21 protein-coding genes are annotated in these 19,620 nt (G+C 65.4%); 9 read left to right on the top strand and 12 right to left on the bottom strand.

Going from position 1 to position 19,620, the window contains the following annotated elements; genetic code table 11:
- Positions 1-88 precede the first annotated feature (88 nt).
- The 5 genes from thrS to DMP03_RS07180 all read right to left on the bottom strand — a co-directional run bounded on the left by thrS (position 89) and on the right by DMP03_RS07180 (position 5,580).
- On the bottom strand, positions 89-2,017 hold the full coding sequence (thrS, locus tag DMP03_RS07160; protein WP_152120006.1) for a threonine--tRNA ligase: 1,929 nt from the start codon (positions 2,015-2,017) through the stop codon (positions 89-91).
- A 147-nt stretch (positions 2,018-2,164) separates the two neighbouring features.
- On the bottom strand, positions 2,165-2,590 hold the full coding sequence (locus DMP03_RS07165) for a PaaI family thioesterase (protein WP_225870717.1): 426 nt from the start codon (positions 2,588-2,590) through the stop codon (positions 2,165-2,167).
- A gap of 27 nt (positions 2,591-2,617) precedes the next feature.
- Positions 2,618-3,607, bottom strand: a complete 990-nt coding sequence (locus tag DMP03_RS07170) for a dipeptide epimerase (protein WP_152120102.1) — start codon at positions 3,605-3,607, stop codon at positions 2,618-2,620.
- 23 nt (positions 3,608-3,630) lie between these two features.
- Positions 3,631-4,656, bottom strand: coding sequence for a DUF1611 domain-containing protein (locus tag DMP03_RS07175; RefSeq protein WP_152120007.1), 1,026 nt, complete (start codon positions 4,654-4,656; stop codon positions 3,631-3,633).
- 42 nt (positions 4,657-4,698) lie between these two features.
- Complete coding sequence (locus DMP03_RS07180; RefSeq protein ID WP_152120008.1) at positions 4,699-5,580, bottom strand: Vms1/Ankzf1 family peptidyl-tRNA hydrolase; 882 nt, start codon at positions 5,578-5,580, stop codon at positions 4,699-4,701.
- Between the two features lie 79 nt (positions 5,581-5,659).
- Here DMP03_RS07180 and DMP03_RS07185 point away from each other — a divergent pair, with 79 nt between their 5' ends.
- Positions 5,660-6,268 (top strand): undecaprenyl diphosphate synthase family protein, encoded by a 609-nt coding sequence (locus DMP03_RS07185; protein ID WP_152120009.1) that lies wholly within the window; start codon positions 5,660-5,662, stop codon positions 6,266-6,268.
- 132 nt (positions 6,269-6,400) lie between these two features.
- On the opposite strand, the gene DMP03_RS07190 is transcribed toward DMP03_RS07185, so the two are convergent.
- Complete coding sequence (locus DMP03_RS07190; protein ID WP_152120010.1) at positions 6,401-7,717, bottom strand: metallophosphoesterase; 1,317 nt, start codon at positions 7,715-7,717, stop codon at positions 6,401-6,403.
- 168 nt (positions 7,718-7,885) lie between these two features.
- Entirely contained in the window at positions 7,886-8,794 is a 909-nt protein-coding gene (uppS, locus tag DMP03_RS07195) for a polyprenyl diphosphate synthase (protein ID WP_152120011.1), read from the bottom strand.
- Between the two features lie 99 nt (positions 8,795-8,893).
- Between uppS and DMP03_RS07200 the strand changes: the two genes are divergently transcribed.
- The 6 genes from DMP03_RS07200 (at position 8,894) to DMP03_RS07225 (ending at position 13,271) form a co-directional block, all read left to right on the top strand.
- Positions 8,894-9,088 (top strand): cold-shock protein, encoded by a 195-nt coding sequence (locus tag DMP03_RS07200; RefSeq protein ID WP_075938198.1) that lies wholly within the window; start codon positions 8,894-8,896, stop codon positions 9,086-9,088.
- Between the two features lie 131 nt (positions 9,089-9,219).
- Positions 9,220-9,624, top strand: a complete 405-nt coding sequence (locus tag DMP03_RS07205) for a DUF5778 family protein (RefSeq protein WP_152120012.1) — start codon at positions 9,220-9,222, stop codon at positions 9,622-9,624.
- Positions 9,625-9,668: 44 nt separating this feature from the next.
- Positions 9,669-10,754 carry a siroheme decarboxylase subunit beta gene (ahbB, locus tag DMP03_RS07210; protein WP_152120013.1) on the top strand — a complete coding sequence of 362 codons (1,086 nt, stop codon included), beginning with the start codon at positions 9,669-9,671 and terminating at the stop codon, positions 10,752-10,754.
- The gene (locus tag DMP03_RS07215; RefSeq protein WP_152120014.1) at positions 10,751-11,398 is read left to right on the top strand and encodes a precorrin-2 dehydrogenase/sirohydrochlorin ferrochelatase family protein; all 648 of its coding nucleotides are present in this window, start codon (positions 10,751-10,753) and stop codon (positions 11,396-11,398) included. Before ahbB ends, DMP03_RS07215 begins: the two co-directional genes overlap by 4 nt.
- A complete protein-coding gene (gene hemA / locus DMP03_RS07220; protein WP_152120015.1) occupies positions 11,395-12,735 on the top strand; it encodes a glutamyl-tRNA reductase in 1,341 nt (446 codons plus the stop codon). The genes DMP03_RS07215 and hemA overlap by 4 nt, the downstream gene beginning before the upstream one ends.
- A complete protein-coding gene (locus tag DMP03_RS07225) occupies positions 12,735-13,271 on the top strand; it encodes a SprT-like domain-containing protein (RefSeq protein WP_152120016.1) in 537 nt (178 codons plus the stop codon). The genes hemA and DMP03_RS07225 overlap by 1 nt, the downstream gene beginning before the upstream one ends.
- A 1-nt stretch (position 13,272) precedes the next feature.
- Here the strand turns inward: DMP03_RS07225 and DMP03_RS07230 are convergent, their stop codons facing one another.
- Positions 13,273-14,361: an NADH:flavin oxidoreductase/NADH oxidase gene (locus tag DMP03_RS07230; protein WP_152120017.1), complete on the bottom strand. Its 1,089-nt coding sequence runs from the start codon at positions 14,359-14,361 to the stop codon at positions 13,273-13,275.
- A gap of 101 nt (positions 14,362-14,462) precedes the next feature.
- Here DMP03_RS07230 and DMP03_RS07235 point away from each other — a divergent pair, with 101 nt between their 5' ends.
- Positions 14,463-15,188 (top strand): nucleoside phosphorylase, encoded by a 726-nt coding sequence (locus DMP03_RS07235; RefSeq protein WP_152120018.1) that lies wholly within the window; start codon positions 14,463-14,465, stop codon positions 15,186-15,188.
- 1 nt (position 15,189) lies between these two features.
- Here the strand turns inward: DMP03_RS07235 and DMP03_RS07240 are convergent, their stop codons facing one another.
- From DMP03_RS07240 to DMP03_RS07245, 3 genes are all read right to left on the bottom strand, one after another.
- The gene (locus DMP03_RS07240) at positions 15,190-16,449 is read right to left on the bottom strand and encodes an RNA-guided endonuclease InsQ/TnpB family protein (RefSeq protein WP_152120019.1); all 1,260 of its coding nucleotides are present in this window, start codon (positions 16,447-16,449) and stop codon (positions 15,190-15,192) included.
- Positions 16,450-16,452: 3 nt separating this feature from the next.
- Positions 16,453-16,575 carry a hypothetical protein gene (locus DMP03_RS14770; RefSeq protein WP_263969970.1) on the bottom strand — a complete coding sequence of 41 codons (123 nt, stop codon included), beginning with the start codon at positions 16,573-16,575 and terminating at the stop codon, positions 16,453-16,455.
- A gap of 195 nt (positions 16,576-16,770) precedes the next feature.
- Complete coding sequence (locus DMP03_RS07245) at positions 16,771-17,085, bottom strand: putative quinol monooxygenase (RefSeq protein WP_152120020.1); 315 nt, start codon at positions 17,083-17,085, stop codon at positions 16,771-16,773.
- Positions 17,086-17,186: 101 nt separating this feature from the next.
- Between DMP03_RS07245 and DMP03_RS07250 the strand changes: the two genes are divergently transcribed.
- Positions 17,187-18,710, top strand: a complete 1,524-nt coding sequence (locus tag DMP03_RS07250; RefSeq protein WP_225870716.1) for an HPP family protein — start codon at positions 17,187-17,189, stop codon at positions 18,708-18,710.
- On the opposite strand, the gene pdxS is transcribed toward DMP03_RS07250, so the two are convergent.
- Positions 18,707-19,612: a pyridoxal 5'-phosphate synthase lyase subunit PdxS gene (gene pdxS, locus DMP03_RS07255; RefSeq protein WP_152120021.1), complete on the bottom strand. Its 906-nt coding sequence runs from the start codon at positions 19,610-19,612 to the stop codon at positions 18,707-18,709. The genes DMP03_RS07250 and pdxS overlap by 4 nt on opposite strands.
- Positions 19,613-19,620: the final 8 nt, after the last annotated feature.

The following is a 19,620-nucleotide window of genomic DNA, read 5'->3' on the forward strand; positions in this document are numbered from 1 at the left end:
GTACACGGACGTGGCAGTATTCGGAAGTTAAACGTTATCAAATATTCACACTCGTGCTATATTCCCAAACAAAGGGGTATCGAGCGTGTTACTCCCCGATGAAGTCCGGCTCGATGGTCCGCGACTCGATTTCGGTCTCGAGGTGGGCGGCAAAGTCGTCGGTCGCCACGTCGTCGCGCTCGTTCTCGAAGCGGTCGCGCACCGAGACAGTGCCGGCCTCGGCCTCGTCGCCCCCGACGATGAGCATGTACGGCACGCGGTCGTCGTGGGCGGCGCGAATCTTCCGGCCGATGGTCCAGTCGTGGTCGTCCACTTCGACGCGGTGGTCGCCGAGTTCGTTCTTCACGCGGTGGGCGTAGCCGAGCTGGTCCTCCGAGATGGGGAGAATCCGGACCTGCTCGGGTGCGAGCCACGTCGGGAAGTTCCCCTTGAAGTGCTCGATTAACACGCCCATGAACCGCTCGAAGGAGCCGAGCAGCGCCCGGTGCACCATCACCGGGTGGTGTTCGTCGTTGTCCTCGCCGACGTACGTCAAGTCGAGTTCGCGGGGGATGTTGAAATCGAGCTGGATGGTGCCGACGGTCCACTCGCGCCCGATGGCGTCGTGCACGTCGATACCGATTTTCGGCCCGTAGAAGGCGGCCTCGCCGTCCTCGATGTCGTAGTCGAGACTCTCCGTCTCCATCGCGGCCTTCAGCGCGTCCGTCGCGTTGTTCCACACGTCCTCGCTGCCGACGGCTCCCTCGCCGCGGGTCTCCAGCTTGTAGCTGATGTCGAAGCCGAAGTCGCCGTAGATGGTCTGAACGATGCGGAGCGCGTCGCGAATTTCGCCTTCGATTTGGTCCGTGCGGATGAACGCGTGGCCGTCGTCCTGCGTGAACCCACGCACGCGGAGCAGCCCCGACAGCTCGCCCGACTGTTCGTTGCGGTAGCAGGTGCCGAACTCCGAGAGCCGAATCGGGAGGTCACGATAGGAGTGGGTGGTGTCGTCGTAGATGTGCGCGTGGTTCGCGCAGTTCATCGGCTTCAGGCCGTACTCGGTGTCGTCCTGCTCCCAGTTGAACATCTCGCCGTTCTCGGTGAAGTTCTCGTAGTGGCCCGTCGGCTTCCACAGCTCCGCTTTGTTGAGTTCGGGCGTCCACACCTCCTCGTAGCCGAGTTCGTCGTTTTTGCCGCGGATGTACTCCTCGAGCTCGCGGCGAATCGCCATCCCCGGGGGGTGGAAGTGGACACAGCCGGGCGAGTGGTCCGGAATCGAAAACAGGTCCATCTCCGAGCCGATCTTCCGGTGGTCGCGCTCTTCGGCTTCCTCGCGCATCTGGATGAACTCCTCCAAGTCGGCTTCCGACTCGAAGGCCGTCCCGTGGACCCGCGTGAGGGTGTCGTTGTCCTCGTCGCCCCGCCAGTACGACGAGGAGACGTTGAGCAGCTTCACCGCGCCGATTTCGCCCGTCGACTCGATGTGTGGTCCCTGACAGAGGTCCTCCCAGTCGTCCTGCACGTAGAAGGAGACCGTCTCTTCGCCCGCGGCCTCCTCGGTGAGAATCTCGCGTTTGTACTCGTTGTCCTCGAAGGTCGCGAGCGCGTCCTCGCGAGAGCGCTCGACGCGCTCGATGTCGTAGTCGGCCTCGATGATCTCCTCCATCTCGGCTTCGATTTCCTCCAGGCCGTCCTCGTCGAGGTCGACGTTCGTCACGTCGTAGTAGAAGCCGTCGTCGGTCGGCGGCCCGATGGTGAGTTTCGCCTCGGGATGGAGCCGCTGGAGGGCCTGCGCGAAGACGTGGGCCGCCGAGTGGCGCAACACCTGTCGATACTCGTCGCTCTGGTCGGTGACGATGACGAGTCGGTCGCCGTCTTCGACCTCGTCGTGTCTGTCGGCGAGGTCACCGTTGATGACACCCGCCACCGTGTCGGCCCCGAGTCCGGGGCCGATCTCGTATGCTACGTCCTCGACACTCGACCCCTCGGGCACCGTCAGCTCGGAGCCGTCGGGAAGCGTGACCGTCACGTCGCTCATGTGTTCGTGAAGCCGGACGCGCCGTATAAGCGTTTAGAGACGCTCGCCCGCTCACAGCCGTTGTCTTACCCGGCGACCGACCGTCGTTGAGCCGTTCGACGCGCGCAACCCGCCCGCGGCGACTCTACGCCCTTCGCAGTCGACTGCTCACTCGTAGCCGATCTCTGGTCGCAACTCCGAGTTCGACTTCGCGAACGTCCCCGACCCGCGGGCAACCTGGTTGCCGTCGTCGTCGTACGCGACCGCCTCGCCGATGAGTTGACGCGGATTCTCGTTGACGACCCGCCCCTCGGCGCGAATCTCGCCCTCCGAGACGGGCCGCGTCAGGTGGATGTTGAAGTTGGTCGTCAACACGAACACGTCCTCGATGAGTGAGTTCACGGCGAAGAAGGCCGCGTCGTCGAGCAGCTTGAAGTAGACCGAGCCGTGGACGCCGCCGGCGGCGTGGAACTGCTTTTCCTGTACCGGGACGGTCACGGTCGCTTCTCCCTCGCTAATCGAAATATCGGCGTCGTAGTCTTCGCTGGTCGGCGAGGAGAGATACATCCGTTCGAGCTTCTCGTAGTGGCCCATACGGGTGACACCGACGACCGGTAAAAATCAGTTCCGGCGCGCGCCTGTGCCGACGACGCCAGTCGGGTCCAGCGACGGGACCGGCGGGCCGGCGAACGGGTCGGCCCCCTCGGCGAGCAGGAGCGAGCCGTCGAGGTCGGCGTAATCGAGCAGCGGAGAGAGCTGGACGCCCGCCGCGATAGCAGCGTTCGACTCGATCATGCAGCCGAGCATCGTCTCCAGTCCGTGTGCGCGGGCGGCGTGGAGCGTCTCGACGGCCGGACGAATCCCCCCGCATTTCATCAGCTTCACGTTCGCGATATCGGCGATACCGGCGACTGCGGGCACATCCGAGGGGTCGACGAGCGACTCGTCGGCGGCAATCGGAACCGGGGACTGCTCGGTCACCCGTCTCATCCCCTCTGGGTTCTCGGCCGGGACCGGCTGTTCGACGAACTCGACGAGTCCGTCCAGTTCGCGACACAGCCGAACCGCCTGCTTGGGCGTCCACGCCTCGTTCGCGTCGACTCGGAGCCGCACGTCTGGAGCCGCCTCGCGGAGCGTCTCGACGATTTCGCGGTCGCGGTCCGTGCCGAGCTTCAGCTTCAACACGTCGTGGCCGGCGTCGCTCGCTGCCTCGGCCTTCCGTGCCATCTCTGCTGTCGACGCGAGTCCGACCGTGAACGAGGAGGTCGGCGTCGAACTCGGGTCGAGCCCGAGATGCCGGTACAGAGGCAGGTCGTGTCGCTTCGCGGCGAGGTCGTGCATCGCGATGTCGACTGCCGCCTTCGCCGCTGGATTGTCCCGGACGGCTCGGTCCATCGCCGCGTGTGCGGCGTCGATGTCGTGTGGGTCCCCTGGCAGTACGTCGAACAGCCGGGGCAACACCGCCTCGACCGTGGCAGCCGTCTCGCCGTAGTGGGTCGACGGTGCGGCCGCACCGACGCCCGTCTCTCCCTCGTGGGTGAGTTCGACGACGACGTTCTCGCTTTCCGTCTGGACGCCACGGGCGATTTCGAACGGCTCGGCAAGCGCCATCGAGACGCGCTCGAAGCTGGCGTTCACAGCACGGCCTCCAGAAGTTCGCCCACGCCGTCGCGAATCGGGTCCGTCACGGGGGCGGTGAGCTGTGACTGGTATCGCGTCTTCGCGTCGCTCGCCTCCGTCTCGTCGAGGTGGGCGGTGTTGAGTGCGCCGGCGACGACCTCCGTGGGTGCGACCGACTCCGCGAGCGACTCGTACAGTTCGGCGACGTAGCCAGGGTTCGGTATCTCGAAGTCCTCGTAGCCGTGAATCGCCTCCCGGCCGGCCTCGTGGCACAACACGAGCGAGTCGGGCATCGACCCGTGGAGGATGCCGAGCGTCACCGGCGAGTACGCCGGATGGATGATACTACCTTGCCCCTCCACGAAGAGGTAGTCGTGGTCGCTGCGCTCGCGCACCATGCGCTCGACCGCGCCGGCGGTGAAATCACTCACCGTTCGGTCGACGGGAATTCCCCAGCCCTCGATGACGATACCGGTCTGTCCAGTGGGGATGAAGCCGGCGTCGACGCCGCGGTCGAGGGCCGCCTCGTACAGCTCCCGCGTGGTCGTCATCTTTCCCGTCGAGCAGTCCGTGCCGACGGTCGTGATTATCTCGGCGTCGAGGTCGCGAGCGACACCCTCCGCGACGGTCAAATCCTCTGGCGGGCGGCGCACGTCCCGCAGCTCCACGTCGTGTTCGCCGGCGAGGCGGGCGAACTCCGGGTCGTCGGCGAGGAAGTAATGTAGTCCGGACACCACGTCAGCGCCGGACTCGATGGCGTGAGTCACGTCACCGCGCCACGTCTCGTCGAAGCTGCCGCCGATGGGCGCGATACCGATGACGAGCGCATCGAAGTCGGGAGATTCGGAGCTGTTGGCGACGATTGGCGCGTCTGTCACGTCCGGGAGATAATCCGTGACGCGGGCGTCCGGGTCGTCGGCTGCGATGTCGCGGTCGAGCACGGCGACCACCTCGGCGTCGGCGTACCGGAGGATACCGGTAGCCGTCTTCGCGCCGTCGGGAAAGCCGCCGTGTGCGAGTACCGCAATCCGTCGTGTCATGCGGTTACAGACCGGAGCGGCGGACAAAAATCCCGCTATCGCTCACAGCGCGAACAGCCGCGTGCTCCAGAAGTCACGGACGGCGCTGTCGAGTGCCGCCTCCGGGTCGCCCGTCGCGTCGACGCTCGCAGTCGCGTCGGCGTCGAACTCGCCCAACAGCGTCGACTCGCCGGCGACGTAGAGCCGATCGGCGTCGGCGTCGGCAATCGCGTCGCGACACCGGCTGACGTGGTCGCGAATCTGTCCGTCGCGGATGCGCTCGAACCGGCCCTGTGAGAAGCCGCCCTTCGAGTGGTCGGATTTCACGTCCGTCGTGAAGCCGGTCAGCGAGACGCGCTCGCTGGCTTCGTACACGCCGAGCGCGAACACGTCAGCGCGAACGAGCGCGAACGCGAACTGACCGGTCGGCCGGAACCACGACTCGTCCACGTCGAACGAATCGGCCCACGCGACGCGCTCGTCGGGGACGAGTGCCGGCCGAAGCGCGACGCTCACGAGGTCGGCGTCGTCGGCGTAGACGACACACGGAGCGGCGCGCGCGACGAGCGTCGCGCGGTCGCCGAACTGCGCGCGAACCTGCTCGGGCAGGTCGTGTTCGTTCGTCACGACGGCGGTGAATGCGCCTTCCGGTCCCGTCTCGAGGCTCTGGAGCCGCGCGAGTACATCGTCGCGGCGGTCGCCGGTGAGCGTCTCCGTCCGGCGAAACTCCCGTTCGTCGTCGTCGCGCTCCTCGACGCGCCCCTCGAGGTCGGCGATGCGGTCGCGCAGGCGATTCAGTTCGCGCTCTGCCTCCTGTTTGGCGGCGACGGCGTCGCTGCGGCGTTCGCTTTCGGCGTCGCGCTCGCGTTCGAGGTGGTGGACCTGCTCTTCGAGTTCCTCGATGCGTTCTTTCAGCTTCGTGCGGCCGAGCAGGTCATCAAGCATACTCGACGTTTGCCCGCTCTGGGTCAAAATCCTGGTGGGAGACCACGAGACTTACGCCACCCGACGCGGGAGTACGGCCGTGGGACTGTACGACCGGTATCTCTCGGCGCGGCTCAGACTCGCGGACGCGCCGCTGCCCGAGCAGATCGCGCTCGTCATCACGGAACGGGACCTGCTGGAGCCCGGCGCGTACGACACGCTCACCGACCTGTTCACGTGGGCGTTCGACTACGGGGCTGCCCGCGTCACCGTCTCGGTCAGCGTGCTCGACGCCGACGCGATTCCGACCCTCCGCACGTCACTCGAATCGCTCGACACGCCCCGCGAGATGGCGATTCGCGGCCCAGACGACGACACGCCGGCCGACACGCCCGTGCAGGTCGCAATCGGTCTCGGCGGTCGCGAGGAGTTCGCAACGGCGGTTCGGGGTGTTGCGGAGGCCGTCGAAGCCGGCGACCTCGCGCCCGAAGATATCGACGAGGGGACCATCGAGGACCGACTGCTGTTTCCCGAGGCCCCCGACCTGCTCATCAAGACCGGGGCCGAACGGCTCTCTGATTTCATGATTTGGCAGTCGGTGTACTCGGAGCTTTACTTCACCGACGTGAACTGGCGTGATTTCCGGAAACGGGAGTATCTGCGTGCGCTCCGAGAGTATCAGGACCGCCAGCGGAGGTTCGGGCGCTAGCCCGAACCCTGCCAGATGCGGGTGCGAATCTGGCTCTGGTTTGGCCGGTAGCTCGCCCCGGCGTGTTGCTCATCTCCGTTGGAGTCGACGGATGCGTGCGACGATTTTCCGACGCTGCCGGTCGCGCTGGGCCTAGCGCTCTTGCGTCTCTGTTTCCACGACGTGTCGGTCGGGGACGGCAAAATCTGGCTCTCGACCGATGGTCAGGAGACGTTCAGTGAGCGTCAGCTCTTCGGCTGCCGGACTCGGCTTTGTTATCGTCTGATACTCGACGGAGACGCCCTCGGATTCGCTGGCGATGCGGACTGCCGTCAGCTGGTACGACGGATAGAAGACCGGTGGCAGAAGACCGATTATCCCATCACGTCGGTGGAGTCGCTTGAGCCACGTACCGGTGTTGACCAGCAGCCCTCCATCGACCTCCCGAATCGACGGTCGGTGGGTGTGACCATAGCAAAACACCGTCGTCTCCGGTTGTTCGGCGAAGACCTCGCGGGCGGCCTCCTCGTACGGCGTCTCAGTGTCAACAGTCAGTGCGGTCTCGAAAACGCCAAACCGACTGATGGTCTTGCGAACGTCCCTGCGGAGGAAGTACAACGGAACACCGACTAGTAGCAGAAGGCCGGTAACTGCCACGTTAACGACGAACAGGGACCAAATCGCAGTCCCGGTCCATCCGAACTGTCCGAGAAATTCGCTGGCCTGTGTAACTGGCATCGACCAGACGCCCGTCAAATCAAGGGCGGCGAGCACTGCCAAGACGGCACTCACATTAAACAGCAGCAGAAACGGCACGAGCGAGTACCGAATGAGTGGGTTCATCTCGCGATAGAAGTACTTCGAGAACAGCCAGATCGGCATTCGCTCGGTGGGCGTGACCGTCTGGACATCCCGCAGCCAGTTGTACTTCCCGCGGTCGGAAAGTTGGCCGGCACGGCTGGTGATAAGCGTATTGTAGAAATATCCGAGCGGCGTCGCGTGCGGATTCCCCCAGTCATCAATCTGATTGTTGGGGTCCTGCTGGTGACCGTGCTCGAAGTGAATCGCCTGCGTGCCGACGCGCCGCGAAATCGACTCGTCTTGGACGAGGTCGACGTTGTACTCACCGAACCGTTCGACGTACTCATCGTACGCAGCCAGTTCGTGATCGTGGTTGCCCGGAATCAGCGTAATCTGGACGTTCGTTCCCGTCCGACGGAACTGCTCGAACAACGTCGGATACGTCTCCTCCAGTGTGTCGAACTTCTCGATTCCGTCGACAGTCGTGAACTCCCACAGCCCGAACGCGTCGCCGTTAATCACCAGCTCGGCGTTCTCATCGGTGTCCTCTAGCCGTCGTAAAAACCCCAGCAGCTCCTCGCGAAATTCGATCTCCTCCAGCTGTTCGTCGCCGCCGATGTGGAGGTCGCTGATGACGTAATAGACCCGATCATCGGCCACATCACTCATTCGTTGAATAACCGCGTCCGAGACTGAAATTGTTTCCGTCCGTCCGGACAGACCGGAGCGTCGCCGAGTCGCCCCCGAGCAGTGTGACGTGTACGCACCGAGATTCTGCGGTACGTGCACCCGACGCTGAGCGACCGACGGACCCGACGCGGCGGGCGATGGACGCTGTCAGTCGGCGGTCGGCTCTACGTCTGTGTCAACGTCGAGCTCTGGGTCCTCTTGGTCTCCGACCCGGAGGACCCGGTTCGCTTCCCGAAGCTCGCTGTCGCGCAGCGACTCCACGAGCGTCCGGGCGCGCTGCGTTCGCGTCGTCCGCCACGAGGCCTCCCGAGACTCGTAGGTGCGAATCGCGCGCAGGAAGTCGATGCGGCGAAACTCCGGCCAGAACGGGGTACAGAAGAAGACGGCCGCCTCGTTGCCGTTGGCGTGCCACGGCAGGAAGTTCGAGGTGCGCTCGTCGCCGCCCGTCCGGATGATGAGGTCCACGTCGCGGGTCGGCTGGGTGGTGAGCCGTCGGTTGAGCTCCGCGGCGTCGATGTCCTCGGTCGCAAGCGCGCCCGCCTGCACGTCGCGTGCGACCTCGCGGGCGGCTCCGAGCAGTTCCGCGCGGCCGCCGTACGCGAGGGCGATGTTCAACTGCAGGCCGTCGTAGCTGGCGGTGCGGTCGTGGGCGTACCGGACGGCTTCACGCACCCGCGGCGGCAGTTCCTCCATCTCGCCGATGGCGCGAATCCGCACCTCGTCGGCGTGAATCTCGTCGCTGTCGGCGAACTCGTACAGCTTCGTCTCGATGAGGTCAAACAGCGATTCGAGTTCCTCGTCCGGTCGCTCGAAGTTCTCCGTCGAGAACGCGTACAGGGTGAGTTCCTCGACCCCGAGGTCGCGACACCACCGGAGCACGGACTCGGTCGTCTCGGCGCCCGCGTGGTGGCCTTGCGTCTCGTCGTCGCCCTGCTCGCGGGCGTAGCGGCGGTTGCCGTCTTGGATGACGGCGACGTGACTCGGCGTCGCCTCGATACCGTGTGCTAGGAGCCGCTCGTACAGCGAGGTCGCGACGCGACGCAGCGGCGTCGTCATTGGATTTACTCTACCGCGTACCGGTATCAGTCTTGTGACCCCCCGTCGGCGAGTGTAGCCGGTGGGTTTTTACCTACGTCCACTCTTCGTCAAGACGCAATGGCGACAGGAACTGTTGATTTCTTCAACGACACTGGCGGTTACGGCTTTATTGACACCGAGGACGCAGACGAGGACGTGTTCTTCCACATGGAAGACGTCGGCGGTCCGGACCTCGAAGAGGGACAGGAAGTGGAGTTCGACATCGAGCAGGCCGAGAAGGGCCCGCGCGCGACGAACGTCACCCGACTGTAACTCGGTAGTGTCACGGTAGCGGTTTCAGACTGCGGCGGCGTGTTTCTACGGCGTCGATACAACGCTTTCCAGCCACCGCACCGTCTCTCGCGTATCGGTGGCTGTTTAGTGGCGACGCTCCTGATTCGTGTATGAGCGACGTGACCGACCGCGACCTCTATCAGCGAGCGAAGGCCCTGCTCGAACCCGGCGACATCGAGTTGAACGGTCTCATCGTCCACACCGACCTCACCGGCGAGGAGGAGCCGACCCTCCACCAACTCACCCTGGATGTGGGCGAGACCATCACAGAGCACGCGGGCCTTGACCCCGCCGACACGTACGTCTACTCGGGCAACGACGACCCCGACTTCGGCGTCAATCAGCACCAGGGGCGCACCCTCGACGGCGACGAGTTCGTCTGGGAGTGTCAACAGCTGATGCGCGAGCAACACTACGAGGTCGTCTTCTACTACGAGGCCAGCGCCGACCAGGACGGCATCATCTCCGACCTCGACGACGACGGGCGCGACGTGACGAGCGTCCCCGGCGAGTAGCCGACGGCGAGGGGCTTATGACCCGGTAGCCCCGAGTTGTGGCAATGACTCGCGGCCCCGTCGATTACGAGTTCGACCGTCTCGACCGCGCAATCGTGAACGCCTTCCAGGGCGGCTTCCCGGTCGTCGAAGATCCCTTCGAGCTGGCCGCCGGCGCGCTCCGTGAGCGTGGCGTCGACATCGGCGCGGCCGACCTCCACGCCCGTCTCACTGAGATGGTGGACGCCGGCGCGCTCTCGCGGTACGGCGCGCTCGTCAACGCCGAGGAGATCGGCGGTGCGGCCTCACTCGTCGCGCTCCATGCTCCGGAAGACCGCTACGATGAGATTGCCGAACAGGTGAACGACTTCCGCGAAGTCGCCCACAACTACGAGCGCGAACACCCGCATCTGAACATGTGGTTCGTCGTCTCCGTCGCCGACAGCGACGGCGTGGCGACTGTGCTCGACCGCATCGAGGAGGCGACCGGGCAGGAGACGTACGATATGCCGAAGCTGCGCGAGTTCCACGTCGGCGCGAAGTTCCTGCTCGACGGACCGATACCCGACGGCGACGTTGACCTCTCGCATCTCGGCCCGTCGGTGACGCCGACGGACCGCCGGTCGCTTTCCCCCGACGAGTACGACCTCGTGATGGCGATTCAGGGCGGCTTCCCGACGACGCGGACGCCCTACGCAGACATCGCGGCCGAACTCGACAAATCCGTCTCGTGGGTTCTCGAGACGATCAAACGGTTCAACGAGGAAGGGAAGGTGCGCCGGGTCGGCGTCATCCCGAACCACTACGCGCTCGGCTACACGGAAAATGGGATGACAGTCTGGAACGTCCCCGACGACCTCGTTGACGAGGTCGGGCCGGCGGTCGCCGAACTGGAGTTCGTCACCCACTGTTACCGTCGCCCGCGCCACGAAGGCGTGTGGCCGTACAACTTCTTCGCGATGACACACGGGCGCGACGAGGCGGAAAGCGAGCGCCGCATCCAGCAGGTGCGCGACGTGATGGCACAGTACTGGGACGTGGACGACGACGAGTGGGACTCGCTGTTCTCGACGCGCATCCTGAAGAAGACCGGTATCCGGCTGGACGAGCGGGCGAAAGCGAACACAGTCGAGACAGAGGAGACGGCGTGATTCCGCTGTTGCACGACTTCGCCGGTGAGACGGTGCTCGTCTTCGGCGGCGGTGGCGTCGGCGCGCGCAAGGCCAGACGCTTCACCCGGGAGGCGAGAGTCGTCGTCGTCGCGCCCGACTTTGCAGACACCGACTTCGGCGGCGCGGAGTTCGTCCGCGAGGCTCCCGCACCCGAAGACGTGGCAGAGTGGCTCGATCGGACGGAGCCGGCACTCGTCGTCGCGGCGACCGACGACACAGCGCTGAACGCCCGCATCGAGGCCGACGCACGCGAACGGAACGTCCTCGTCAATCGGACCGACACCCACGGTGAGCGCGACCCCGGGAGCGTGGTCGTCCCAGCGACCGTGCGCGACGGCGACGTGGTCGTCTCGATTTCGACGGGTGGGAGCGCACCGGCGCTCTCGAAACACCTGCGCGAGCAGATTGAGGCGGACATCGAGCACGCGGGCGAGATGGCGGCGCTCGTGGGCGAGATCCGCGGCGAGCTACAGGCTGACGGCGTCGACCCATCGCGCCGCCGGGATGCGGTTCGGGCGGTGGTGCGAGACGATGGGGTTTGGAAGCATTTAGGTACAGGAGGAACTAACGCACGGCAACGAGCCGACCGCGTCGTTCGTGACACAGTAGGTGACAATACATGACTGACTCCGCTCTCATCTCCGGTGTTAGCATCTCTCACACCAGCGCCTCCGTCGACGATATCGAGACCGTCTGTTCGCTGAGCGAGCGCGAGGCCGTCGAACACCTCGCCGCCCAGCAGGACGTGAAAGAGGCGTTCGTCCTCCAGACGTGTAACCGCGCCGAGGCGTACGTCGTGACCGAGGAGGAAGCCCGCGGCCGCGAGGTGCTTGCCGACTACGCCGCCGCCGCCCCGGATGAGGTCGCCCGCGACCTCGACCACGAGGAATCGCTCGAACAGCTGCTTCGGGTCGCGTGTGGGCTCGAATCGCTCATCGTCGGGGAAGACCAGATTCTCGGCCAGCTCCGCAGCGCCTACGACACTGCCAGAACCGCCGGTGCCGTCGGCCCGGTGCTCGACGACGGCCTCCTGAAGGCGCTCCACGTCGGCGAGCGCGCCCGCACCGAGACGGCGATCAACGACGGCGTTGTCTCGCTCGGCTCCGCCGCCGCGCGCCTCGCCGGCACGGAGTGTGCCCTCGCGAACGCGACCGCGCTCGTCGTCGGAGCCGGCGAGATGGGGACGCTCGCCGCCCAGTCGTTCACCGACTCCGCGGCCGAGGTCGTCATCGCGAACCGGACGCGAGAGCGTGCCGACCACGTCGCCGAGACGCTCGACGGGAACGTCTCGGCCGTCGGACTGGGCGCGCTCCCCGTCGCCGTCACCGAGGCCGACGTGATCGTCACCGCGACCGGCTCCTCGACGCCAGTACTCGACGGCGAGACGCTGCTCAACGCCGGCGAGACGTTCATCATCGACATCGCCCAGCCGCGTGACGTGGCCCCGAGTGCAGCCGGGGTCACCGGCGTCGACGTGCGCGACCTCGACGACCTGCGGTCGCTGACCGACGCCACACTCGCCTCCCGGCAGGCAGCCGCCCGCGAGGTGGAAGAGATTATCCAGACGGAACTCGACCACCTGCTCGCCCAGTACAAGCGCAAGCGGGCCGACGAGGTCATCTCCGCGATGTACGAGGGCGCAGAGCGCATGAAAGAGCGCGAACTCTCGACGGCGCTTTCGAAGCTGGAGGAAGACGGACTGACCGACGACCAGCGTGCCACCATCGAGGCGATGGCCGACACTCTCGTCTCACAACTGCTCGCTGCGCCGACACAGAGTCTCCGTGCGGCCGCAGAGGAGGACGACTGGACTACCATCCACACCGCCCTCCAGCTGTTCGATCCGACCGGCGGCGCGCCGAGTCAGCTCTCCGACGCCAAGCCAGACGAGATACCCGACGCGGTCCGCCAGCAGATGCCTCCCGCGGTGTTGGAGAAACTCGGCGCGACCGACGACTGATGTGGCCGCCGGCGAGCCACGACGCCCTTCTCGACCACGCGCGTTCCTACGCCGACAGCGTCCCGCTTGCCGTCGACACCGACGGTCTCGACTGGGAGGTGTCGACGCGCGCCAAGCGGCGGGCCGGCGTGTGTCGGTACGACGGCGACGGGATTACGATTCGGCTGGCGTGGCGGGCGGCCGAGCGGTTCGACCGCGCGCAGTTCGAGCGCGTGATTCGCCACGAACTCATTCACGCGTGGGAGTACCAGACGGCCGGCGAGGCGGGCCACGGCGCGCGCTTTCGCGAGCAGGCGAGTCGACTCGGCGTGAGCGTCACCTGTCCGACGTTCGCGACGCCGCGACTCCGGCTCGAGTGTACGAACTGCGCGTGGACGGCCGACAGACACCGCGCCTCGGCGGTCGTGACCAGTCCCGACGCTCGCCGCTGTGGGGACTGTGGCGCACGCTACGAGGTGGAACATCTCGCCTCCAGCGAGCGGTGGCGGACCGCGGCCGGCTACCGCGGTGCACGCGAGCGCATCGATGTCTGGTGACTCAGAAGCCGCGGTGGTACTGGCGCGGCACGGGCGGTTCGACGCCCAACTCCTCGGCCGCATGGAGCGGGAAGTTCGGGTTGTACAGACTCTGGCGCGCTTGTAGGACGAGATCGGCGCGTTCGTTGCGCACGAGCGCGTCGGCACCCTCCGCGCTGTTGATTGCGCCGACGGCACCGACGACACAGTCCGTGTCGACGAGCGCCTCGCGCACCTCTTCGGCGTACGGCACCTGATAATGCGGGCCGGTGTGTGGAATCTTCTGGTCCGGGTGATTCGCCCCGCCGGAGATATCGAGCATGTCGGCACCGTCCTCGGCGAGGAGGGGGGCGAGCCGCGCCGTGTCCTCGACGGTCCAGTTCTCCTCGCCCATCCAGTCGGTCGCGGAGAGCCGGACGAAGACGGGCTTGTCGTCGGGCCACACCTCCCGCACCGCACGGGTCACCTCGCGGACGAGTCGCGTGCGTCCCTCGAAGTCGCCGCCGTACTTGTCGTCGCGCGTGTTCGTGAGCGGCGAGTAGAACTCGTGTAACAGGTAGCCGTGGGCGGCGTGGACCTCGGCGGCCTCGAAGCCGGCGTCGAGAGCGTGTTCGGCCCCCTCGCGGAACGACTCGACGACGCCCTCGACCTCTTCGGTCGTGAGCTTGTGCGTGTCGAGCGGCTGCTCGTAGGGGTACGGCTCCTCGGTCGGGCCAACGGGCGTCCAGCCGTCCTCGTTCGCGACGGTGACGCGGTCCTCGCGGTCGCCCGGGCGATAGGTCGACGCCTTCCGACCCGCGTGGGCAAGTTGGATGGCCGGCACCGCGCCGTGTTTCTTCATGAACGCGGTGGTGTCCGCGAGCGCGTCGGCGTGTTCTGCCGACCAGATACCCAAGTCCTGTGGAGAGATGCGCCCGCGCGGCTCGACGGCGGTCGCCTCGCTGATGATGAGTCCCGCGCCGCCGGTCGCGCGCGAGCCGAGGTGGACCGTGTGCCAGTCGGTCGCCAGCCCGTCCATGTCGTCACAGGAGTACTGGCACATCGGGGAGACGGCGATGCGGTTGCGGAGCGTCGTGTCACGGAGTTCGAGTTCGTCGAAGAGATGCGACATACAGACGGTTCACGGGGGACGGAGAAAAGCCGGCCGGGTTCGGTCGATACTGCCGGCGGCGCAAACGGACCACTCTTTGTCCACCGTCGAGAGACGCGCGTATGGGAAAACAGCCGCACCTGCTCGTCGAGGAAGGAGACGTGAACGACATCGCGCTCGTCCCCGGCGACCCGGGCCGCGTCGAGCGCATCGCCACACAGTGTGAAAACGTCGAGACCGTCGCCGAAAACCGCGAGTACAAACTCGTCAATGCGACCTACGAGGGTCGCGAGCTTACCATCTGCTCGACCGGTATCGGCTGTCCGTCTGCGGCCATCGCCGTCGAGGAGCTGGCGCGGGTCGGCGTCGAGACGTTCATCCGCGTCGGCACCATCGGCGCGCTCCAGTCGGATATCGAGGTCGGTGACATGATCGTCGCGACCGGCGCAGCGAAGGAGGAAGGCACCTCCAAGCGCTACGAGTCGGAGACCTACCCCGCCGTCCCGGACTACCAGACGCTGACGGCGCTCGTCCAGTCGGCCGAAGCCAACGACGAGGAGATTCACGTCGGTCCCATCGTCTCGGACGACGCCTTCTACAACGAGTCCGACGAGTACGTCGCCGACTGGAACGAGGCGAATCTGCTCGCCATCGAGATGGAGGCCGCGACTGTGTTCTCGCTCGCACGCCGCCGCGGGCTCGCCGCCGGCGCAATCTGTACCGTCGACGGCAACCTCGTCGCCGGCACCCAGAAGGGAGCCGACTCCGACGAGGAGCTGCCGGAGAAGGCGAAGAACAACGTCGAGCGCGCCATCGCCATCGCCCTCGACGCAGCGAGCGACCTGTGAACTACCCCACCCTGCTCGCGCTGACGCGCTCGCTGAGGGTGGGGCTTCCTGCTTCCACGACGCGCTTTGCAGGAACAACCGCAGTTCCCACAGGGAGCGCAGTCTCCACAGGCGTTGATTCGGAGTAACCCACTCCTAGTTCGGTGAGTCCGCGAGAAAGAATGTTCCACGCTGCGTTTGCGTCTCTGTCTGCCTCGAAGCTACAGGCAGGACAGGAGTGTTCACGCACCCACAGCGGTTTGTCGGTTTCGACACCACACTGAGCGCACTCTTTGGTAGTTCCTTCAGGTCCAACTTCGACGAAGTGCGTGCCTTCACGCTCACACTTCGTTTCGAGCATATCGGTGAAGGTATTCCACGCCGCTGACGCCGTATTGCGGCTGTTTCGCTGTGATTCGAGCATCCCTTTCACGTCAAGGTCTTCGACGGCCACCAGTTCGTACTCCCGAGCGTAGTAGTTCGAAAGTTTGTGCAGGAAGTCACGCCGCTTGCGCTTGATGTCGAGATGGCACTCAGCGACACGCCGACGTTGCTTCTGCCAGTTGTTCGACTCGTATGCTTTCTGGGAGAGCTTCTGTTGCTCTCGTTCGAGCCTGTCGCGTTCTTCTGAGAGGGCGAGTGATTCGACCGCTGTGCCGTCTGTATCGTGGGCATACTTCAGAATACCCACGTCGATGCCAACCATGTCGTCAGTGTCAATATCCGCCAGCGGTGGCTTGGCTGGCGGTTCTGTGTCCATCTCAATACCGAAGATAGCGAACCACTCGCCGGGTTTCTCTTTTTTCAGTGTGACTTCTTTGATTGTCGCATCCTCGGGTAGCGGTCGGTGGAGTTCGATGGGGATGTCTGCGAGTTTCGACAGCGACAACACGGTCTGCCCACCCTTCTTGTCGAGTTCGAAGCCAGACTGGTTGTAGGTGAAACTGCGAAACTCGCGTGGTGACTTCCACCGGAGTTCACCAACCTTGTAGCCCTGCTCTTTGAGTTGTCCGAGGCGTTTGATATTCTTGGCAATCCGCATGACAGTGGGCTGAAGCACCTTTGAGTACACATCGGTAAGTGCGTCCCACCAGTCTTTGAGATCGGGAAGCTCGTCACGGATTTTACGGACACGCTGTTTGACGGTGCCCTCGTCTTCTGGAATCTGGTTGAAACGATACAGGGTGTGGTTGTAGAGCTGTCTACAGGTATCGCGGTGGTAGTCCAGCGTCTCACGCTGGCTTTCGGTCGGCGTGAGGCGATACCTGTAGTTGTAGTTCATGGGCTATGAGTCGCGTTCTTCGATTAGCTCGTCTAGTTTCTCTTGAACGAACGAGGAGAGATTCAGGTGGTTCTCCTGAATCCATTCTTCTTGGTCTTCACGGATGGTGATTGTCTTCCGTTTCACCGTATGAATACTATATGCTTAATGCATAATATATGCTTGGATTACGTGGACCTGTGGGACTGCAAAAATCATGTGTCGGAAAATGATGACGGCGGTGTATCCCCTTCCTACTGCGCTACTCGGCCTTCGGCCTGCGTTGCTCCTTGAGGAAGGGGGCTTACCGCCTGCATTCAGCTAAAACGAGACTGCCAGCCGTTACGTTTCGTCGGCGTGCATCGCCGCCAGCACGTCGACCTCCTCGATCTTCGGCTCGCCCGCGAGCAGGTCGTCCTCGTCGGCCATCAGCGCGGCCGCGATCTCACCTTCGAGGTGAGCCTGTCGGCCCTCCTGGTCCGGGAACGTATCGAAGATGCCGAACCTCGACTCGTCGAAGCGGAGCGCGAACCACGTCGTCATCCCCGGCTCCTCGCGTGCCATCGCGAGCGCGTCGGTCAGGAAGCCCGCGAGCGCTTCCTCGCTCCCGTCGTTCGCCTCGAACCGTGCAAGGAGTGCATACTCGGAGTCCTCCATTGCACTCACAGAAACGGGCGAACGGGGTATAAACACTGACCGATCATATGCTACAGCCGACGCCGAGAGCGTTTAGTCTGCGGCAGCCGTCGGTACCAGCGATGGGTATCCGCGACCGCGTGCGCCGACTGCTCGACAGAGTACGCCGGGTCGAGCGGCGCGAACTCGCGGAGTTCACCGCGTGGCTGGAGACGACGACCAATTTCGTTCACCTGACGGGACTGGTCGCCGTTCCTGTTCTCATCGTCCTCGTGACGGCAGCCTCAAACAGCGTCAACCTGCTTCCGTTCGTGTTGTTTCCGCCGCTCGCCTCGGGGACGTTCACGCTCTTTTCCGACCCGGAGGGGCAGTACGCGGACCCGTGGCGGTTCACGCTCGGCTTGACCGTCGGCGCGCTGTGTGGCTCACTCGCGGTCGTGGCCGCCATCGCGACCGGTCTCACAACCCCCGGGGCGCGGGAGATCCTCTCGGTCGTCTCGCCGTTGGCCGCCGGCTTCGCGGTCTTTCTCACCGCCGCGGTCACGTGGGCGTTCGACATCGAGGAGCCGTCGGCGTTTTCGACAGCGCTGCTCGCGCTGTTGATACCGACGGCCGCCAGCGCTCCCTACCGCCCGCTCGCGTTGTACGTGATCTTCACCGCCGCCGCCAGCGGGACCGTCGCCGGCGCGTTCGTCTTCTGGCGCGACACCGTCTACGAGCGACGGGCCGACATCCTCTATCGCTCGACCGAGAGCGCGAACCGCGTCCTCGTCCCGAGTCTCGGCGACGAGACGACCGTCACCGCGATGCTTGCGGGTCGTATCGCCGGCGAGACGGGTACCGTCGTGTTGGCCGACGTGGTCGACTCGGAGACGGTGGCCGCCGCCGAGCGCGACCTCCTCCAGGACTCCGCCCCGAGTGCCGCGGCCGCGCCCGACGACGCGGCTACTCGACAGGACGCGGTCTCGGTCGGACTCGATACGCCCGAGACGGACGAGCGCGACCCCGCTGCCGTCGCCGCTCCGAGCGCCGCACGCCTCGAAGGTCTCGCCGAGCGCGTCACCGCTACGACCGGCGCACAGTGTGAACAGGTCGTCGCGACCGGCGACGTGCCCGCGGAGGTCATCGACGCAACGGCGCTCGAACTCGACTGTGACCTCATCGCGACGGCCTACGAGGGAACCGACGGCCAGCTCTCGCCGTTTATTACGTCTCTGTTTCGCGGCTCCGTCGACGTGCTCGCACACGAACCGGTCGACCGCCACCGCAGCGAGTGGTCGACGGTGCTCGTCCCGGTCCGGCGCGCGAGCGACGTAGCCCACGAGATGCTCGCCTTCGCCGGCCGGCTCGCCGGGCCGGGCGGCGTGACGCTGGCGACCTGTATCGGCCCGGAGGGCGACCGCCGGCGCGCGGAGTCGATGCTCGCGAACCTGGCAGAGACGTGCGAGTTCGACGTAGAGACCCGCGTCTCCAGACTGGAAGTGGAGCCGTTCATCGAACGTACGGCTCCGCGGTTCGACCTCGTGTTGATGGGTGCCTCACGCGACCGGTCGACGGCTTCCCGTATCGTCTCGCCGCCGACCTTCGAGCGCGTCGGCGAACTGGAGACGGATATGGCCGTCGTAGACAGAAACGTGCGCTACTAGACGCCGCGACCCTGCAGCTTCTCGTCTTCGTCGAGTAAGGCGTTTGCCTGTCCGCTCATGCCCTTCCCCGGCGACTTCGCGATCTCCTTCAGCGTCTCGGGGTCGTCGTAGTTGTTGACCGCCGCGACGATTGCCTCGCCCATCGCCTCTGGGTTCTCTGCGCCGAAGATGCCCGAGCCGACGAAGATGCCGTCACAGCCGTGGTGCATCATGAGTGCCGCGTCGGCGGGGGTGGCGATGCCGCCCGCGGCGAAGTTGACGACCGGGAGCCGGCCGCGGTCTGCGGTCTCGTGGACGAGGTGACGCGGGGCCTCGTGTTCGCGCGCCCACTCGTCGCGCTCCTCGTAGTTCATCCCCGACAGCTTCCGGATGGCGCGTTGGATGTTGCGCTGGTGGGTGACGGCCTGGTTCACGTCGCCGGTGCCGGCCTCGCCCTTCGTGCGAATCATGGCCGCGCCCTCGTCGATGCGCCGGAGCGCCTCGCCGAGATTGCGCGCGCCACAGACGAACGGCGCGGTAAAGTCGCGCTTGTCGATGTGATAGCGGTCGTCGGCCTGCGTGAGCACTTCAGACTCATCGAGCATGTCCGCGCCCGCGGCCTCGAGAATCTGCGCCTCGGCGGTGTGGCCGATACGGCACTTCCCCATCGTCGGAATCGAGACCTCATCGATGACCTCCTCGAGCTTTCCGGGGTCGGCCATCCGTGCAACGCCGCCGCGCTTGCGGATGTCGGCCGGCACGGATTCGAGATGCATCACGGCGACCGCGCCCGCGTCCTCGGCGATGCGGGCCTGCTCGCGGCTCACCACGTCCATGATGACGCCGCCTTTCTGCATCTTCGCGAACCCGCGTTTCACGAGGTCCGTCCCGCGTCGGAGCTCTTCGATATCGGTCTCTGACATACCCAACA

This window comes from Halosegnis rubeus (genome assembly GCF_009184545.1).
Lineage (GTDB): Archaea > Halobacteriota > Halobacteria > Halobacteriales > Haloarculaceae > Halosegnis > Halosegnis rubeus.

Coding starts and splice junctions, on each gene's coding strand:
- DMP03_RS07175 (WP_152120007.1), bottom strand. CDS start 4,656: ATGACACGACGGATTGCGGTACTCGCACACGGCGGCTTTCCCGACGGC.
- pdxS (WP_152120021.1), bottom strand. CDS start 19,612: ATGTCAGAGACCGATATCGAAGAGCTCCGACGCGGGACGGACCTCGTG.
- DMP03_RS07200 (WP_075938198.1), top strand. CDS start 8,894: ATGGCGACAGGAACTGTTGATTTCTTCAACGACACTGGCGGTTACGGC.
- DMP03_RS07235 (WP_152120018.1), top strand. CDS start 14,463: ATGGGAAAACAGCCGCACCTGCTCGTCGAGGAAGGAGACGTGAACGAC.
- DMP03_RS07250 (WP_225870716.1), top strand. CDS start 17,187: ATGGGTATCCGCGACCGCGTGCGCCGACTGCTCGACAGAGTACGCCGG.
- DMP03_RS07230 (WP_152120017.1), bottom strand. CDS start 14,361: ATGTCGCATCTCTTCGACGAACTCGAACTCCGTGACACGACGCTCCGC.
- DMP03_RS07245 (WP_152120020.1), bottom strand. CDS start 17,085: ATGGAGGACTCCGAGTATGCACTCCTTGCACGGTTCGAGGCGAACGAC.
- DMP03_RS07165 (WP_225870717.1), bottom strand. CDS start 2,590: ATGGGCCACTACGAGAAGCTCGAACGGATGTATCTCTCCTCGCCGACC.
- DMP03_RS07205 (WP_152120012.1), top strand. CDS start 9,220: ATGAGCGACGTGACCGACCGCGACCTCTATCAGCGAGCGAAGGCCCTG.
- DMP03_RS07240 (WP_152120019.1), bottom strand. CDS start 16,449: ATGAACTACAACTACAGGTATCGCCTCACGCCGACCGAAAGCCAGCGT.
- hemA (WP_152120015.1), top strand. CDS start 11,395: ATGACTGACTCCGCTCTCATCTCCGGTGTTAGCATCTCTCACACCAGC.
- ahbB (WP_152120013.1), top strand. CDS start 9,669: ATGACTCGCGGCCCCGTCGATTACGAGTTCGACCGTCTCGACCGCGCA.
- DMP03_RS07225 (WP_152120016.1), top strand. CDS start 12,735: ATGTGGCCGCCGGCGAGCCACGACGCCCTTCTCGACCACGCGCGTTCC.
- DMP03_RS07190 (WP_152120010.1), bottom strand. CDS start 7,717: ATGAGTGATGTGGCCGATGATCGGGTCTATTACGTCATCAGCGACCTC.
- uppS (WP_152120011.1), bottom strand. CDS start 8,794: ATGACGACGCCGCTGCGTCGCGTCGCGACCTCGCTGTACGAGCGGCTC.
- thrS (WP_152120006.1), bottom strand. CDS start 2,017: ATGAGCGACGTGACGGTCACGCTTCCCGACGGCTCCGAGCTGACGGTG.
- DMP03_RS07170 (WP_152120102.1), bottom strand. CDS start 3,607: ATGGCGCTTGCCGAGCCGTTCGAAATCGCCCGTGGCGTCCAGACGGAA.
- DMP03_RS07180 (WP_152120008.1), bottom strand. CDS start 5,580: ATGCTTGATGACCTGCTCGGCCGCACGAAGCTGAAAGAACGCATCGAG.